The sequence below is a fragment of the Delftia sp. NA_296.1 genome, from assembly GCF_052692095.1.
Map to the genome: position 1 here is coordinate 374,629 of NZ_JBQZGF010000003.1, position 16,381 is coordinate 391,009.

Below are 16,381 nucleotides of genomic sequence, written 5' to 3' on the forward strand. Positions count from 1 at the left end.
GCCTCATGCCGTCGTCATCGTTGCCCGGGCCGGGCTCAGTGCTTGGACTGCTTGCTGCGCGCCACCGCCCAGGCCAGCACCACCAGCAGCAGCACCACGAACAGCGCGATGGCGATGCCCGGCACGCTCCAGGACAGGAAGTTGCGCCATTCGTGGAAGGCGCCTTCGCGCGGACCCGACGGAATGCCGGTTTCGGGATTGCTGCTGTCCACCCAGGCCAGCGGGCCGTCGCCACCGATCACGGCGATGTTGCCGCGATTGAGCAGGAAGGGCTCGCCCAGGCCGCCCGTCCACTCGCCGATGGCATGCCACAGCACGCCCTGCTGGCCGCCTGCCGTGACCACTTCGGCCGAGGACAGTTGCTTGAGTCCCTTGATGTCCAGCCAGTCCGCCGACTTGCCGCGGATGCGCAGCTGCTGCCGGTCCGTCACCGTCACCAGGGGCTTGGCGCCGTCCACGGCCACTTCCATGGCGACAAAGGGCATGGAGGGCTTGGCCGTTGCATCGGCCTGGGCCACGACCAGCTCGGCCTGCGAAGCCGACAGGCCGCTGGCGGCCGCCAGGTTGGCCATGCGCTCCAGCGCGGCCGGCGCCGCCGACAGATAGCTGGCGGGCACCAGGAACTGCGACTTGGCGCCCAGCAGCGGCAGCAGGCCGATGAAGCTGCCGTTGGCCTCGGCCTTGCCGGGCGTCACGTAGCTGATGGCCGGCAGCACGCTGGCGGGGTAGGGCTGGGGAATCTCGTTGCAGTCGGCCGAGTAGGGCTGGCGCTGCACGGACACCCGCAAGGTGTTGTTGATGCCCAGCGCATAGCCGGGCACACGGGCGCGCAGGCGTTCGGGCTGGCCGTTGGCCTCCAGCTGGCGGGCCGACAGCAGCATGCCGTTCCAGAACAGCGTGGCCACGGGGCGCGTGGCCGAGGCGCCGGGGGCGGCGGCCACGTACAGCGTGATCTCGCCCGGCATCTGGCCCTGCGAGGCCACGGCGCTCAGCGGGAAGTTCATCGTCCAGTCGCCGCGCGACAGCACGTCGAAGCTGTCGGGACTGCCGCCCAGGCTGGACAGGCGTATGCCCTTGGCCTCGTCCCATTGCGGGGGCTGGGCCGCGGCCACGGTCACGTTGTCGCTGACCAGCAGGCGCTGCAGGGCGGCCTCTTGCAGGCCGGCCACGCGCGCACCCGCGTCGGCGGCCACGGCCAGCACCATCTGGCGGCCCATGGGCAGGGCGCGCAACTGCTGCGAGGCCAGCGCCTCGTTGGCCAGCGGTGCGCGCCGGGCGCGCCATTGCTGCAGGGCCTGGCCCGCATCGGGATCGGACGCCAGCTGGGCCTGCAGGGCCGCGAAGGCGGCGGTCAGGCGCTGCTGCAGTGCCTTGTCGGCCACCACGATGTCTCCGCTGACCTGGGCGGCCCCCAGCATGAGCAGCGCGCCCAGTTCGGCGTCACTGGCCAGCTTGTGCTGGGGCTCGGCGCCGCGCAGTGCGGCAAAGGCGGGCACGCCGGCCAGGGCGGCGGGAACCTCCAGGCCGCGCAGGTCCAGCGTCTCCCCCACGGCGGGCAATGCGTTCACCGTCATGCGCCTGTTGTTGCGCTGCAGGCTGGCGCCGATGCGCCAGGCACTGTCGAACGAGGCCTGCTCCAGCTGCCTGCCCGCCACCAGCACGGTGGTGCGCACGGGCAGGGTGTTCCAGACATCTTCGATGCTGCGCACATCGCGCGGGTCCACGCGGTAGCTCAGCCGTGTCTGCGGCGAGATGGTCAGGGAGTTGGCCAGGGAGTGGTTGTCATCGCATCGCACCTGGCCGTTGCGGCTGCGCCAGTTCACGCCCAGCCGCACGAAATCGCTGGCGCGGGCCTGCTGGGCGACGGGCAGCGTGCGCTGCAGCGTGCCGTCACCGTCGGGCACGGTCTGCGACACGGCGGGCGTGCCGTTGAGCGAGATCACCACGGTCGAGACGCCGGGCTCGCCCTTGAGGTAGCGGCTGTCGAAGGCAATGCTGGCATCGCCCAGCGGCAGGCCGCGCGGCACGGGCAGGTAGAAGTCCTGGGTGGCCGTGCCGGCCAGCACCACGGGATCGACGATGCCCAGCTCCTTGAGCGTGACGCTGCGCTGCAGCCCGTCGCTGGCGCCCAGCTGGCGTATGGCGTCACCCAGCGCCGAGGCCGAGGCCGTCTGCGCGAACAGGGCGCCCAGGCCCAGCAGCGAACCCAGCGCCCAGCGGGCCCCGGTGCGGGAAAACGAATGGCGGTGGATGGTCGGTTGCATGGGGGGCCTCTTTTTGACTTCGGTGCTCGGTTCGTGACGCGATTCGTGACACGTTCAGTTGCTGCAGGGCGGCTGCCGTTGCAGTGGGGCGGGTGGCCTTCAGGCCGCAGCCATGCCCTTGCCCATGGCGGCGAGGGCGCCTGCGTGTCCAGCGGCAAACTCCTCGAAGGGCTGTCCCAGCAAGGCCCGTACGATGCGCTGCGAGGCCTGTCCGTCGCCATAGGGATTGATGCGGCGCGCGAATGATGCGCGATGCCCTTCATCGGTCAGCAGGCGGTTCACCTCGGCCACGATGCGCGCGCGCTGCGTGCCCACCAGCATCACGGTGCCGGCCGATACGGCCTCGGGCCGCTCGGTCACATCGCGCATCACCAGCACGGGCTTGCCCAGGTAGGGCGCCTCTTCCTGCACGCCACCGGAGTCGGTCAGGATGATGTGGGCGCGCTGCATGAACCAGACGAAGTCCACATAGTCCAGCGGATCGATGAGGCGGATGTTGTCCATGCCGCCCAGCGTGCGCATGACCACTTCGCGCACGGCGGGGTTGAAGTGCACGGGGTAGACGATGAGCAGGTCCGGATGGCGCTGCGCCAGCTCGGCCAGCGCAGCGCAGATGTTCTGGAAGCCTTCGCCGAAATTCTCGCGCCGGTGTCCCGTGACCAGCAGCAGCGGGCGCTGCGCATCCACCCAGGGATGGCGCTGGGCAATGGCACGGGCCAGCTCGGGCTGGGCATCGAGCCGGTCGCACAGCGTGGCCAGCGCATCGATGACGGTGTTGCCCGTCACGGCGATGCGGCCCTGCAGGTTCTCGCCCAGCAGGTTGGCGCGCGACGTGGGCGTGGGCGCAAACATCCACTGGCTGACCACATCGACCACACGGCGGTTCATTTCCTCGGGAAAGGGCTGGGCCAGATCCCCCGTGCGCAGGCCGGCTTCCACATGGCCCACGGGAATGTGCCGGTGAAACGCTGCCAGCGCGCAGGCCGTGGCCGTACTGGTGTCGCCGTGCACGAGCACGTAGTCGGGCTTTTCCTGCTCCAGCACGCCGTCGGCGCCCGCCACCACGCGGGAGAACAGGCCGTTGAGTGTCTGGCTGGGTTGCATGACGGCCAGGTCGTGCCGGGCCTGCAGGCCGAACAGCTCCATCACCTGATCCAGCATCTGGCGATGCTGACCCGTCACGCACACCACACTTTCGATGCCGCGCGTCTGCGACAGGGCCGTCACCAGCGGCGCCATCTTGATGGCCTCGGGACGGGTCCCGAAAAACGAAAGAATTTTCATGCCAACCCCTTTTGCGTTTTCCTGTGCTCTTCGCTTGTGCGTTCTTGTGCTGCGCTGTACCCGGCAGGGGCGGGACCCGTCTCAGCCCGAAGACGGGCCGGGCAGGCTGCAAAGCGGTGTGGAATATACGGCGGGTTTTTGGAATTTTCGATCGATTGCTCCGGTTCGATTGAAAACTATCGTCAATTGAGAGAAATTGACGGAAGTTAAGAGGACTTGAGGGAGCTTGATGACCTTGCTTTCCATTGGGGAACCTCCGTCGAATCTCAAGCGCCGCAAGCCATGCGCGCCATGGGGCTGGATGCACGTTCGCGCCAGGGGTGCTGTTGCACAAAGCTGCGCGCCTGGGGGCTTTGTTGCAGCTAGTACATCACCGAAACAAGGATGTGCTTGTCAGACGCTTGCCTATTGCTGCCAGCTGCTGCCTATTGCAAGCCCTGGGGCGCGTCTGCGCAAGGCTTGGAGGGGGTGTCCGTGCTGTCGCTTTCCCTGATGTGCGGCCGGTGCGCGGGGCCGGGGCAGGGGCGGGCGCGGCGGGCGCAAACCTGGGCATGAACCTTGCCACAAGCCGGCCCGGAAACGAAAACGGGCCCCGTGTAGGGGCCCGTTTTGCTGGGTGTATGGCGGAGAGGGCGGGATTCGAACCCGCGGTGGGGATTAGCCCACACACGCTTTCCAGGCGTGCGACTTAAACCGCTCATCCACCTCTCCGAAGCCAGCGATTATAGCAGTGATTTCGGGTGATCACGGTAAGAAGCTGGAACCGGCAGCGATGCGGGTGCGCCCCGGTGCACCTTGCAGGTACAACCGGCAAGGCAGCCCCGGTCGTTCAGCCGCAAGCCATTTGGGATGGTGAATGGTTGCAGTATCGTGAAATCCGGCGAGCTTGTGATGCGGGTCCATCCAAGGAATCCTCGGTGCGCACTATTTGCAGTTGGCAACCCATGGCGTATCCGCATTGATTCAGGTTTTCCTCAGCCCGAGCATTCGATGGAGGCAGATGTCGGGAGCTGTCATGTATACAAGAAGGTATTTTCTTTGCTTTGTGAAATTGGGGTGAATTTCATGTAAGTCATTGATGTTGTTGATTTTTGTTCAAATGAAATTTATCTGGTTTGAAAGGTTCCAGAATGCATCCTGGATGAATTGCAAATGTTGAATGCAATTCTCAAACGCCGGATGCATTTTGCAACAGACGCCGCATGCCAGCTTGTAGACAATGCCTGCGGCGCCGGGCCTTGAAATGCCTGTTTCAAGCCCATTGCGGCAGATTCCTCCTGTATTGCGGCGTGTCGACAGCCCAGGCCAATCATAGAAACCCGCTATCACCATGGCTCACCATTCAATGCGCTCCGATTTTTACTGTGGCGGGGCGCTGCCATGGCGGGCACTGGCCTTGAGCCTTGTGGCGGTGCTGGGCGCTGGGGCGGCGTTCGCTGCCGGGCCGCAGCGGCAGGTGCTGGAAAGCCTGCCGTCCGGCACGGCCAAGGGGGCGCCTGCCTATGAGTTGTCGCTGCCTGCCTGCACGGCGGCGCCTTGTCCCTTTGAGTTGCGGCTGGTGCGTGCCGGTGTGCAGCAGGGCCAGCCAGCGGCGCTGTCCTGGCCGGCGTCCAGGGGGCCGGCGCAATTGGCGCAGCCCGATCCGCTGTACGGCGTGGGTGATCCGCTGTCTGCGGCAGCAGGGCTCCAGCACCTTGAGCGCGTGTGGACGACTGGCGAGGAAGAAGACACCGTCACCGCTGCCGTGCGCAGCTTGCGCCTGCCCGGCGTGCAGGGCGGCTCGCGTGCGCTGCTGGTCACGCAGATGGGGGGCTTTGAGCATCCCAAGCGCCGCCATGCGCTGTATGTCGCGACCGCCCAGGGCCCGCACCTGGCCTGGCAGTACGACGAGCCCCAGGGCAACTACCAAAGCTGGGTGCTGGCGCCCACGGGCCGGATTCCGGTGCTGCTGGTGCGCTATGCATCACCGCAGGACGATGCGCCCGACCAGATCGAGACCCGCAGCCTGCGCTGGAACAAGGGCCGGCAGGCGTTTGCCGAGCAGGCCTCGGCACCACCGGCCGCCGTGCAGGCCGTGGTGGCGGCGCGCTATGACAGCGTGGCGGCAGCGCGTGCCGCACGCGCGCAGCAGGCCGAATGCCTGGGCGCCTATTCCGTCGTGCGCACACGCCCCGCAGGCGCCGCACCCCATCACGCCCTGGTGCAGGTGGCGGCGGACATGGCGCAGGCGCATGCCGAATCGCTGCGGCTGCGTGCCTGTTCGGCCAGCCTGCAGCCGCGCACCGTGCCATTGGTGCACCTGCTGCCGGATGCCGGCCTGAATCCCGGCAAAAAAACCGGCAACAAACCCGACCGCAAACCCGAGCCCAAACCCGAGCCCGCCCGCTGAGCCGTTGCTGCGGGCCATATCGACAACCACAAAGAGGGGAGAAGCATGCCTGACATCAAGGACAGCGTAGGCGAGGGCGGCAGCAACCAGGTGCATGACGTGGCCCTGCTGCAGGCCATGCTGCGCGTGGTCAAGGACGCCAAGAACGCGCCGTATCTGGGCGTGGACTACGACGGCAGCTACGGCGCGCAGACGCGCGCCGCGCTGGAGCGTTTCCAGAACGACCACAAACTGGCCGCCGCCAAGGCCGCGCCGGGCCAGCCGCAGGCCGGGGGTGCCAAGGAGGCGCTGGGCCTGGCGGCAGTCGGAGGGGCCACGGTGGCCAAGCTCAGCGGCATGCTGCCGGCCTCGCACCAGGGCATGCGCGCCGCGCAGAACTCCAAGACGGTGTACCTGGAGGCCAAGGCCCAGGACGTGGCCACCAGCAAGGCCGCCATTGCCAACGATGCGGAGTACGAGCCCACCTTCCGCGCCAAGCTGGCCAGCCTGGTGCAGCAGATGTATGACACGCACAAGATCGCGCTGTGGATCACGCCCACGGGGCGCCGGCGCACCTTTGCCCAGCAGGCCGCCGAGACCCAGACCAAGGCCGGCCCGGGCGAGAGCAACCACAACTTCGGCCGCGCGGCCGACATCGGCTTCAAGCGCTTCCAGTGGGTCAAGGGCGACGGCAGCATCGTCACCGACGCCGACTGGCTCAACCAGCTGGAGGCCGTCAAGTCCGCCGATGCATCGCGCTGGTGGAATGAGCGCGACAGCCTGGCGGCCAAGCAGGGCCTGCTGCCGCTGAAGTTCGAGCGCGTTCACCTGCAGGCTTTCGCGCAGCAGGGGGTGAGCAACCAGCGCTCGCTGGCCAAGCTGCTCAACGCCGTGTCGCAGAACAACATGGGCTGGAAATCCGCCTACCAGGCAGACCTGCAGTCCCAGGGCAAGCATTGGGTGAACGTGGGGTCCGCCAAGTCCATCTGGGCCGGAACAGCCTCCGTGACCAAGGCCGATCTTGCCAAGGCCCGCACGGCGGCCACCGGCAAGCAGGTCAAGGAAGCGCAGATCACCCAGAACGAGGTGGACGCCATGCGCCGCATGCTCAAGGCCGATTTCGAGCAGGCCGACCTGAACTGGTCCAAGTGGGCGCCCGTGCCCTGAGCCTGGCCGGACGCCTGCCGCGCAGGCAGGCGTCACTCCCATCGCATCTTCCGGAGAGAGCATCTTGAGAATCGACCCTTCGACGGGCGAGGCCGCCCTGCGCGCGCCACTGTCCCTTTCGCTGCCCCTGCCTGTGTCCCTGTCCGCGTCCCTTCCGGCGTCCCTTCCCGCCATGGACGCTGACGCAGCGCCGGGCGGGCCGCCTGCCATCCGCGCCCCGCAGGACGTTCTTTCGGGCGTGCGGGTTGCCTCGCAGCTGCTGCAGGACTTTCGCCCCATCACCGAAAGCATCGAGTGGGAGCTTGGCCACCTGCACTGGGCGCAGGCCGGCCTGCTGACCTTTGCCGAGAACGAAGTGCCCTACGTTGTCAACAACAGCGGCCGCCTCTCGGAAGATGCGGCGGCCCTGCTGTTCCACCACTGCGCGGACACCGCGCCGCAAGGCGCCATCGCCGTGCTGGAATTGGGCGCCGGCTGCGGCCTGTTTGCGCGCATGTTCCTGCAGGCCTTCCGGCACCTGTGCCAGCAGGAAGGGCGTGATTTCGACCAGCGGCTGGTCTACTACGTCACCGACGGCTCTCCCCGCACGGTCGCGCAATGGCAGGAGCGCGCCCTGTTTGCCGAGTTCGGCGGCCAGGTCGTGGCCGGCTGCTGCGACGCCATGCGGCCCGAGGCCGTGCAGCTGCCGGACGGCAGCACGGTGCCCCTGCCGCCGCTGCACGCCGTGTTCTGCAACTACGTGCTGGACGTGCTGCCTGCCACCGTCGTGCGGCGGCAGGGCGACGGGCCGGTGCAGGAATTGCGCATACGCACCCGCCTCACCGATGACGCCCAGCTCGTGCGCCAGTACACCGCACTGTCGCCGGGCGAGATCCGTGCCCTGGTGGACCATGCGGATGCGGCCCAGCGTGCGCGCCTGTTGCCCCTGGTGGGCCTGTTCGAGCAGGAGGTGGGCTTCTTCGACTGCGACCAGGCAGCGTTGTCGCCCTGGGTGGATGCCGCCTTGTCCGTCAGCGAGGCGGCACCGCGCCTGCTGGTCAACCACGGCGCCTTTGGCGCGCTGCAGACGTTGCAGCGGCGGCTGGCGCCCAAGGGGCTGGTGCTCATCAACGACTACGGCGCCTGCACGCCCGAGGCGGCGGCCCAATCGGGCGCCTCCCAGCGCTTTGGCCGCACCAGCGCCATCGGCCTGAACTTTCCGCTGCTGGCGCAATTGTTCGGGCGCGAAGGCTGGCAGGTGCTGGCGCCTTCGGGCGATGCGCAAAGGGCCATCCATGCGCGGCTGCTGATCGGCGAGGGATGCGAGCGCACGGCGGCAGCCTTTCTCAACCGCTTCAGCGCCGATGCGCAGCAGTTCTTCGAGGCACCGGCCCAGGAGGCCCGCACGCACCTGGAGTCGGGCCGCCAGGACGCCGCCCTGGAAAGCTACCGCCAGGCCATCACCCGCAGCCCGCGCGACTGGCGGCTGCTGGGCGAGGTGGCCGAATTCGTGGGCCTGCAGCTGCGGGACTTTGCCGCCGGCATCGAGCTGGCGCGCAGCGCGCTGGACCTCAATCCCTGGCTCAGTACCTGGCTGTGGAATGTGCTGGGCGACTGCCTGTTCTGCCAGGAGCAGTTCGCGGCCGCGCATGAGGCCTACCTGCAGGCCGAAGGCATAGACCCGCGCGATGCGCGCACCCAGCTCAACCTGGCCTACACCTGGCAACAGCGCGGCGACCCGGCGCGCGCGCTGGCCTGCATCGCCCAGGGCCTGGCGGGGGATGCGCACGGCGTGCACACGCAGCGCCTGATGGAAAAGCAGCAGCAGATCCTGGCGCAGATCGCTGCCCTGCGCGCCTCGGAGCAGCAGCGGCTGGCCCAGCGCGCGGCACGGCTGCAGGGCGGGGCATAGGCCTGCCGGCAGCCTGCAGAAGTTCAGCGGTTGCGGCCCGCCAGCCGCACGGCCAATGCCGCCGCTGAAGCCGCGCAGGCCAGGGCCACCACCCCGCCCCAGCCCCACTGCGCCAGGGCCAGTGCGCCCAGCGCCGAGCCCGAGGCCATGCCGATGAACACGCCCGTGAACAGCAGCGCATTGAGCCGGCTGCGTGCAGCGGGGTCCAGGCCATACACCAGGGTCTGGTGCGCCACCAGCGTCGCCTGGATGCCGAAGTCGAAACCGATGGCGCTGGCCACCAGCAGCGGCAGCTGTGCGCCGGTCGGCAGCCAGGGAGACAGTGCCAGCACGGCAAACGACGCCAGGGCCAGGCCCGCACCCAGGCAGGTCACGCGCTGCGGGCCGCTGCGGTCGGCCAGCCGGCCTGCCAGCGGCGCGGCCAGCGCACCGGCGGCGCCCGCCAGGCCCAGGGCGCCGGCTGCGGCGCTGCCCATGTGGAACTGCTGGTGCAGCATGACGGCCAGCGTGGACCAGAAGGCACTGAAGGCCACCGACAGCAGGCCCTGGGCCAGGGCCGCACGGCGCAGCGCGGGCTGGCCGCGCCACAGCTGCACCATGGAGCCCAGCAGCGCGCCATAGCCCAGTTGCGTGGTCGGCCTGAAACTGGGCAGCCCGCGCCACAGGGCCGCCCCCAGCAGTGCCATGGCAGCGGCGGCCAGCAGGTAGACGCTGCGCCAGCCGCCATGCTCGGCCAGCAGCCCGCTGACCACGCGCGACAGCAAAATGCCCAGCAGCAGCCCCGTCATCACCGTGCCCACCACCTTGCCGCGCTGTTGCTCGGGCGCCAGCGTGGCGGCGGCCGGCACCACATCCTGCGCCAGGGTGGCGGCCAGGCCCACGGCCAGGCTGGCGGCCAGCAGCGGCGCCAGGCCCGGGGCCAGGCCGCTGGCCAGCAGGGCCAGCATCAGCGCGGCGGTCTTGGCCAGGATGATGCGCCGGCGGTCCATGCGGTCGCCCAGCGGGGCAAGCAGCAAAATGCCCAGCGCATAGCCCAGCTGGGTCAGCGTGGGCACAAAGCCCACGGCGCGCTCGCCCGCGCCCAGGTCGGGGCCGAGCACGCCCAGCATGGGCTGGCTGTAGTAGAGCGAGGCCACGCCCACTCCCGCCGTGGTCGCCATCAGCAGCACCAGCGACCGGGGCATGCCGGACGCCTTTTCGCTGGTGGCCGCTTGGTTATGCGTAGATTGAATGCAAGACATGTTGATCCGCCGATACGGCGTGTTTGAGAAACGATGGCCGTAGTGTGGTGCGATGCAGCAACCCACGGTAGTGGCTGCATCCGCAGAATCGATATACGCTTGGCGTATGACCTTCGCCGACCTCTCCCTGTCTTCGGGCGCAGACCGCATCGAACTGCTGCAGACCTTTGTGCGCATCGTCGAAAGCGGCAGCCTCTCGGCCGCCGCGCAGCAGATGTCCACCACCCAGCCCACGGTCAGCCGGCGCCTGCAGACGCTGGAGCGCGCGCTGGGCCTGCGCCTGCTGCGGCGCTCCACCCACGCCATGGCGCTGACCGACGACGGAGAACGCTGCCTGGCCCATGCGCGCGAACTGCTCGATACATGGCGGGCGCTGGAGTCCGACCTGCGCGGCGCCCAGGACACGCCGCGCGGCCTGCTGCGCGTGGTCGCGCCCCATGCCTTCGGCCAGGACCAGCTCATGGCGCCGCTGCTGCAGTTCCTGGGCCGCCATCCGGCCGTCAAGGTCGAGTGGCTGCTGCATGACCGCCAGCCGGACTTCATTGCCGAGGGCATCGACTGCGCCGTGCAGGTGGGCGCCGTGGTCGATCCATCGGTGGTCGCGCTGCGCGTGGCCGAGGTGCCGCGCATTGCCGTGGCCGCGCCTGCCTTGCTGGGGCAGGGCAGCGTGCCCCAGCACCCGCGCGAGCTGCAGGGGCTGCCCTGGATTGCGCTGCGCACTTTCTACCAGCGCGAGCTGGAACTGCACCGCGTGGGCGATGAGCGGGTGTGCAAATCCTGGCGCCTGCAGTTCGAGCCCCGGCTCAGCACCGACAGCCTTTATGCGCTGCGCAACGCCGCCCTGGGCGGGCTGGGTGCGGCCCTGGCCTCGGCCTGGATCGTGCGCGACGATCTGCAGGCGGGCCGCCTGGTGCACCTGGCCCCGGATTGGCAGGCCGCGCCGCTGCCCGTGCACCTGGTGTATCCGCCGGCGCGCCACCAGCCGGCGCGGCTGCGTGCCTTCATCGCGGCCATGCGGGAGGTCATGCCGGGACTCACGGGAATGCGCGCGCCGCTGCCCTGAGCCGTTCGCCCGCCGCTGTTGCGGCGGCGCGTCACCGCCCGGTTTGCCAACGGTAAGCATGGCAACTGCATAGGATAATAAGAATCATTTGCGATCTTCTTCGCGATTGGCTTTTCCTCCATGCCGTCCCCCTCCACGCTACAACCGCCCGCCGAGCCCCTGCTGGCCCAGCTGGTGCAGCACTATGACGAACTGGTCGGTTTCCTGCGCCACCGCTTCGGCGATGAATGCCAGCCCCGCGAAATCGTCAACGAGCTGTGCCTGCGGTTGATGGAGCGGCCCGTTCCCCAGGGCATTGCCAACCCGCTGGCCTTTCTGCGGCATCTGGCGCGCGACCTGGCCATAGACCGCCACCGGGCCCAGGCGCGCCGGCCCGAAACGCCCTTCGATGGCGCCGAGCTGGAAGAGCGCCTTGCCCCCGCCGCAGCCATGCCGCTGTCCCCGCCCGAGCTGGCCGTGGCCGCCGCCCAGCGCCAGCGCGCGCTGCTGGTGGCGATAGAGCAGCTGCCCCAGGCCAGCCGCGAGGCCTTCATCCTCACCAAGCTCTACGGCATGCCGCAGGAAGAGGCCGCACAGCGCATGGGCATCTCGCGCGGCATGGTGGCCCGCCATCTGGCGCGTGCACTGCGCGATGTGCAGCCCGTGCTCACGGCCGACCATGCCGCCTGAGATCACGCGCAGCACAGGCGGCACGCGCAGCGCGCGCCAGGGTGCTTCTGCGCAGTCTTCGGGGCGCAGCGCCCATCTGCCCGTCGATGACGCCCTGGCCCCCTTTGCCGACATGCTGCGCCGGCACCTGCCCACGCCCGAGGAAATCGAGCAGGCCGCCGCCCAGCGCCAGAAGCTGCGCCAGCGCAGGGCGCTGCGCGCAGGCACGGCTGCGGCCCTGGCGGCGCTGGCGCTGCTGCTCTGGGCCGACCCCGCGCTGCAGCGCCAGACCCTGGCGACGGCCGTGGGCCAGCGCCAGAGCTGGCAACTGGCCGATGGCAGCGAGGTGCGGCTGAACACCGGCTCGCGCGTGCAAGTGGCGCAGCACCTGCGCTCGCGCCGCCTGGTGCTGGACCAGGGGGAGGCGTCCTTCGAGGTATCCCATGCCTTCTGGCACGGCTGGGTGCCCTGGCTGCAGCGGCCCTTCACCGTGCAGGCCGGCGGCGTGGTGGTGCAGGACATCGGCACCGTGTTCGGCGTGCACCGCCATGAGGATGGTGCAGACATCACCGTGCTGCAGGGCAGGGTGCGCGTGCATTCCATGGAGGGTGGCGGCGCACCCGTGGAGCTGTCCACCGGCCAGCACCTGCGCACGCGCGCCGGCCGGCCGCTGCCGCAGCTCGTGCCGGCAGAGGCGGGCGACGGCGCCGCTGCCCTGGCCGCCCTGGCCTGGCGGGAGGGCCGCCTGGTGCTGGACGGCACGCCGCTGTCCGAGGCCGTGGCGCAGATGCAGCGCTACCGCAGCGCACCCATCGTGCTGGCCGACCGGCATGCGGCGCAGTTGCGCATCTCGGGGCAGTTCGACCTGGACCGCATCGACCAGCTGCTGGACCTGCTGCCCCGCCTTGCCCCCGTGCAGGTGCGGCATGAGGACGACGGCCGCGTGCTGATCTCCACGCGCCACAGGTAGGCGCAGGTAGGCGCAGGTAGGCGCAGGTAGGCCGCCCGGCAGTTGTCCCTGCAGCCGCTGGCTTGATTAAGAAATTTTCCTTGGCCATGTGTACAAACCTGCGCGCTGCAGCGGCTTACAGGCAGACCGGCATCGCGCCCGGGGCCGAGCTGGCCCTGGAGGGGCCTGCCGCCACCGCCGTACCCCGTATTCCGTACCCAACGCCTCAGGAGAGATGTCGCCATGAACCCTTCCCCTACCGTCACCGGCCTGCCGCGCCTTCGCATCGCGGCCCTGGCCGCCGCACTGTGCATTGCCGGCATGGCCCATGCCCAGCCCCTGGCCGTGGACCTGCCTGCCCAGCCGCTGGCCCAGTCGCTGAACGCGCTGGCGCGCCAAAGCGGCGCCCAGATCATCTTCCTCACCGATGTGGCCCAGGGTCTGCAGGCGCCTGCGCTGCGCGGCACGCTGGAAGTGCGCGAGGCCCTGCAGCGCCTGCTGGCCGGCAGCGGCCTGCAGGTGCGTGCGCAGGATGAGCGCACCTTCACCGTGGAGCGCAGCGGCGGCCCGGCTGCCAGCTCCGGCGCTGGGGGTGCCGTCATGGCAGAAGTACGCGTGCTGGCCTCGCGCGCGGAGGACACGGCCTACTACGCCCCCTCGGCCGCCAGCGGCACCAAGACCGAGGCGCCGCTGCGCGACGTGCCCCAGACCATCAATGTGATCCCCCAGCAGGTCATGCGCGACCAGGCCGCCACCTCGCTGCAGGACACGCTGCGCAACGTGGCCGGCATCGGCCTGTCGCACGGCGACGGCCAGCGCGACCAGGTCAGCATCCGCGGCTTCACCAGCATCGGCGACCAGTTCGTGGATGGCTTCCGCGACGACGCGCTGTATTTCCGCGACCTCTCCAACATCGAGCGCGTGGAAGTCGTCAAGGGCCCGGCCGCCGTGCTCTATGGCCGGGGTTCCTCGGGCGGCCTGGTCAACCGCGTGACCAAGAAGCCGGGCGTCAATGTCTCCGACGTGGCCGTCAGCGTGGGAAGCTGGGCCGACAAGCGTGCCGAATTCGACGTGGGCCGCGCGCCCGAGGGCAGCGACTGGTCCTGGCGCGTCACCGGCGCCGCCGAAGACGCCAACAGCTACCGCAGCCAGCAGTTCCTCAAGCGCGAGACCATCGCCCCCTCCGTCATGTGGAAGCCGGACGGCAACACCTCGCTGACGCTGCAGGCCGAGCTGCTGCGCGACAAGCGCGTCACCGACTTCGGCATTCCCGCCTATCGCGGCCGCCCCGTGGATGTGGCGCCCGGCACCTACTACGGCTCGGCCAATGCGCGCGATGCGGACACCTCCGAATCCACCGTGGGCTCCTTCACTGCCACCTTCAACCACCGCTTCTCGGACACGCTGCGCGTGCGCAACGCGCTGCGCTACTACCACTACGAGCTGGACCGCCAGAACACCTTGCCGGCCGGCACCACCAACGAGGCGGCCGGCACCGTGGCGCTGACCCGCTCGGGCGTGGACCGCAACGAGCACGGCATCTTCAACCAGACCGAGCTGATCCAGAATTTCAGCACCGGCAGCGTGCTGCATGAAGTGCTCTACGGCCTGGAGCTGGGCCAGCAGAACAAGGATGCGCTGTCCTACAGCGGCGGCACCCTGGCCAACGTGAACCTCTGGAACCCCGTGCTGCCCGTGGCCCCGCTCAACGGCGGCGGCACCCTGAGCGGCAGCACGCTCAACCGCTACCTCACGCGGGCCCTGTACCTGCAGGACCAGGTCACGCTGTCGCCGCAGTGGAAGCTGCTGGTGGGCCTGCGCTATGACCGCTTCGGCCAGGAAACCGACAACCGCCTGGCCGGCCAGAGCGATTTCAGCCGCACGGACTCCACCTGGAGCCCGCGCGCCGGCCTGGTGTGGCAGCCCGATGCCGTGCAGTCCTATTACCTGTCGGTCAGCCGCTCCTACCAGCCTTCGGCCGAGATGTTTGCGCTGTCGGCCACCAATGCCGCCATCAAACCGGAAAGCACCACCAACTATGAAGTGGGCGGCAAATGGGACCTGATGGACGGCAAGGCCATGGCGACGGCATCGCTGTTCCAGCTGGAACGCACCGACATCAAGACCACCAACCCGGCCCAGCCCACCCAATTGATCCCCATCGGCACGCAGCGCACGCGCGGTCTGGAGCTGTCGCTGTCCGGCGAACTGCGCCCCGGCACCCAGGCCACCTTCAGCTACGCCTACCTGGATGCCGTGGTCACCGAATCCACCACCGTGGACGCCGGCCAGCCCGTGCAGGGCAAGCGCGCCACCATCACGCCCAGGAACTCCCTGTCTGTCTGGCTCACCCAGCGCCTGGGCGATGCCTGGACCGTGGGCGGCGGCCTCAACTACGTGGGCGACCGCTTTGCCAACCCCGGCAACACCGTCACGCTGCCCGCCTACACGGTGGTGGATGCCATGGCCCAGTACCGCATCGGCCGTGCCACCACGGTGCAGCTGAACCTGCGCAACCTGTTCGACCGCCGCTACATCGTCTCGGCCCACGGCACCAGCCCCAACCTGAACCTGCCCGGTGCGCCGCGCAATGTGATGGTGACGCTGCGGCACAGCTTCTGAGGCCGCGCCGGCAGCGCCGGCCTCTCCAAAAGACAAAGGCCCACGCAAGTGGGCCTTTGTCCATCCGGGCCGTGCCGTTTACTCGGTCGCCTTCTTCAGCGAGTCCTTGGCGTTGTCTGCCGACTGCTTGGAGCGCTTCTTGTGGTAGTCCGACTTGACGTTGTTCACGGCCTTGCCGACCGGCCCGCTGTCCTTGGCCTTGGCGTCGGCCTGCTTTTCCTTCACCTTGTGGTCTGCGGCGTCGGCGGCCTCGGAGGCGGCCTTGCCCACCTGGGCGTGGGCGGTCGACAGGCCTGCGGCGAAGGCAAAGGAAATGGCGGTGGCAAGCAGCAGTTTTTTCATGGAATAGATGTCCTGTGATGAGGTGGCTGCATGGTGCGCCAGTGCGCTGGTGCCGCCTTGTAGGAGCAGGGCTGTGCTGTGCGCGGGCACTGCGGCCCAAGCGCAGAAGGGCTTCCGACGGTAGCTTGCTTCGGTGTCCGACATGGGGCTGCCGGCCGAGCTTCTAGCCTTGGAGCAACTCCGCCACACCCAAGAAGGACACACCATGATCACAGCCGAACCCACCATGACCAACCTCTTCGATCAGCTGGGACTGGACTCCAGCCCGGAGGGCATCCGTCAGTTCATTCTTTCGCACCGCCTGGAGAAAAACACGCTGCTGGTGGACGCGCCGTTCTGGACCGACGCGCAACGCGCCCTGTTCTCGCAGCAGTGGCATGCCGATGCGACCTGGGCGCTGGTGGTGGACCAGCTCAGCGAGGCCTTGCATTCCGAACCCGACCTGGACTCCGTGCCTGCCCCGGTGGCTTCCGAGCACGAGCAGGAAGCGCGTCCCTGATCCTGTGATGCAACCGCTTGCGATGAATCCGTGCTGCTTACAA

The 16,381-nt window shown here is 68.9% G+C and carries 12 protein-coding genes and 1 tRNA gene; 8 read left to right on the top strand and 5 right to left on the bottom strand.

Annotated features, from left to right (window positions below; translation table 11 throughout):
- Positions 1-35 precede the first annotated feature (35 nt).
- From ACUTR7_RS09600 to ACUTR7_RS09610, 3 genes are all read right to left on the bottom strand, one after another.
- Positions 36-2,264 carry a hypothetical protein gene (locus ACUTR7_RS09600; protein WP_445608699.1) on the bottom strand — a complete coding sequence of 743 codons (2,229 nt, stop codon included), beginning with the start codon at positions 2,262-2,264 and terminating at the stop codon, positions 36-38.
- A gap of 99 nt (positions 2,265-2,363) precedes the next feature.
- Positions 2,364-3,548 carry a non-hydrolyzing UDP-N-acetylglucosamine 2-epimerase gene (wecB, locus tag ACUTR7_RS09605; protein WP_445608700.1) on the bottom strand — a complete coding sequence of 395 codons (1,185 nt, stop codon included), beginning with the start codon at positions 3,546-3,548 and terminating at the stop codon, positions 2,364-2,366.
- A 621-nt stretch (positions 3,549-4,169) separates the two neighbouring features.
- A tRNA-Ser gene (locus ACUTR7_RS09610) sits at positions 4,170-4,259 on the bottom strand.
- Between the two features lie 694 nt (positions 4,260-4,953).
- Between ACUTR7_RS09610 and ACUTR7_RS09615 the strand changes: the two genes are divergently transcribed.
- The 3 genes from ACUTR7_RS09615 (at position 4,954) to ACUTR7_RS09625 (ending at position 8,974) form a co-directional block, all read left to right on the top strand.
- Positions 4,954-5,937, top strand: a complete 984-nt coding sequence (locus ACUTR7_RS09615) for a hypothetical protein (RefSeq protein WP_445608848.1) — start codon at positions 4,954-4,956, stop codon at positions 5,935-5,937.
- 45 nt (positions 5,938-5,982) lie between these two features.
- Complete coding sequence (locus tag ACUTR7_RS09620; RefSeq protein ID WP_445608701.1) at positions 5,983-7,083, top strand: peptidoglycan-binding protein; 1,101 nt, start codon at positions 5,983-5,985, stop codon at positions 7,081-7,083.
- Positions 7,084-7,147: 64 nt separating this feature from the next.
- Complete coding sequence (locus tag ACUTR7_RS09625; RefSeq protein ID WP_445608702.1) at positions 7,148-8,974, top strand: tetratricopeptide repeat protein; 1,827 nt, start codon at positions 7,148-7,150, stop codon at positions 8,972-8,974.
- Positions 8,975-8,997: 23 nt separating this feature from the next.
- On the opposite strand, the gene ACUTR7_RS09630 is transcribed toward ACUTR7_RS09625, so the two are convergent.
- A complete protein-coding gene (locus ACUTR7_RS09630; RefSeq protein WP_445608703.1) occupies positions 8,998-10,215 on the bottom strand; it encodes an MFS transporter in 1,218 nt (405 codons plus the stop codon).
- 106 nt (positions 10,216-10,321) lie between these two features.
- Here ACUTR7_RS09630 and ACUTR7_RS09635 point away from each other — a divergent pair, with 106 nt between their 5' ends.
- The 4 genes from ACUTR7_RS09635 to ACUTR7_RS09650 all read left to right on the top strand — a co-directional run bounded on the left by ACUTR7_RS09635 (position 10,322) and on the right by ACUTR7_RS09650 (position 15,497).
- Entirely contained in the window at positions 10,322-11,278 is a 957-nt protein-coding gene (locus ACUTR7_RS09635) for a LysR family transcriptional regulator (RefSeq protein ID WP_445608704.1), read from the top strand.
- 120 nt (positions 11,279-11,398) lie between these two features.
- Positions 11,399-11,947, top strand: a complete 549-nt coding sequence (locus ACUTR7_RS09640) for an RNA polymerase sigma factor (RefSeq protein ID WP_013803066.1) — start codon at positions 11,399-11,401, stop codon at positions 11,945-11,947.
- Entirely contained in the window at positions 11,937-12,896 is a 960-nt protein-coding gene (locus ACUTR7_RS09645) for a FecR family protein (protein WP_083571152.1), read from the top strand. The genes ACUTR7_RS09640 and ACUTR7_RS09645 overlap by 11 nt, the downstream gene beginning before the upstream one ends.
- Before the next feature lie 222 nt (positions 12,897-13,118).
- Positions 13,119-15,497, top strand: coding sequence for a TonB-dependent siderophore receptor (locus tag ACUTR7_RS09650; protein ID WP_445608705.1), 2,379 nt, complete (start codon positions 13,119-13,121; stop codon positions 15,495-15,497).
- Positions 15,498-15,575: 78 nt separating this feature from the next.
- On the opposite strand, the gene ACUTR7_RS09655 is transcribed toward ACUTR7_RS09650, so the two are convergent.
- Entirely contained in the window at positions 15,576-15,839 is a 264-nt protein-coding gene (locus ACUTR7_RS09655; protein WP_445608706.1) for a hypothetical protein, read from the bottom strand.
- A gap of 205 nt (positions 15,840-16,044) precedes the next feature.
- Here ACUTR7_RS09655 and ACUTR7_RS09660 point away from each other — a divergent pair, with 205 nt between their 5' ends.
- Positions 16,045-16,338: a DUF2789 domain-containing protein gene (locus tag ACUTR7_RS09660; RefSeq protein ID WP_319073292.1), complete on the top strand. Its 294-nt coding sequence runs from the start codon at positions 16,045-16,047 to the stop codon at positions 16,336-16,338.
- Positions 16,339-16,381 lie beyond the last annotated feature (43 nt).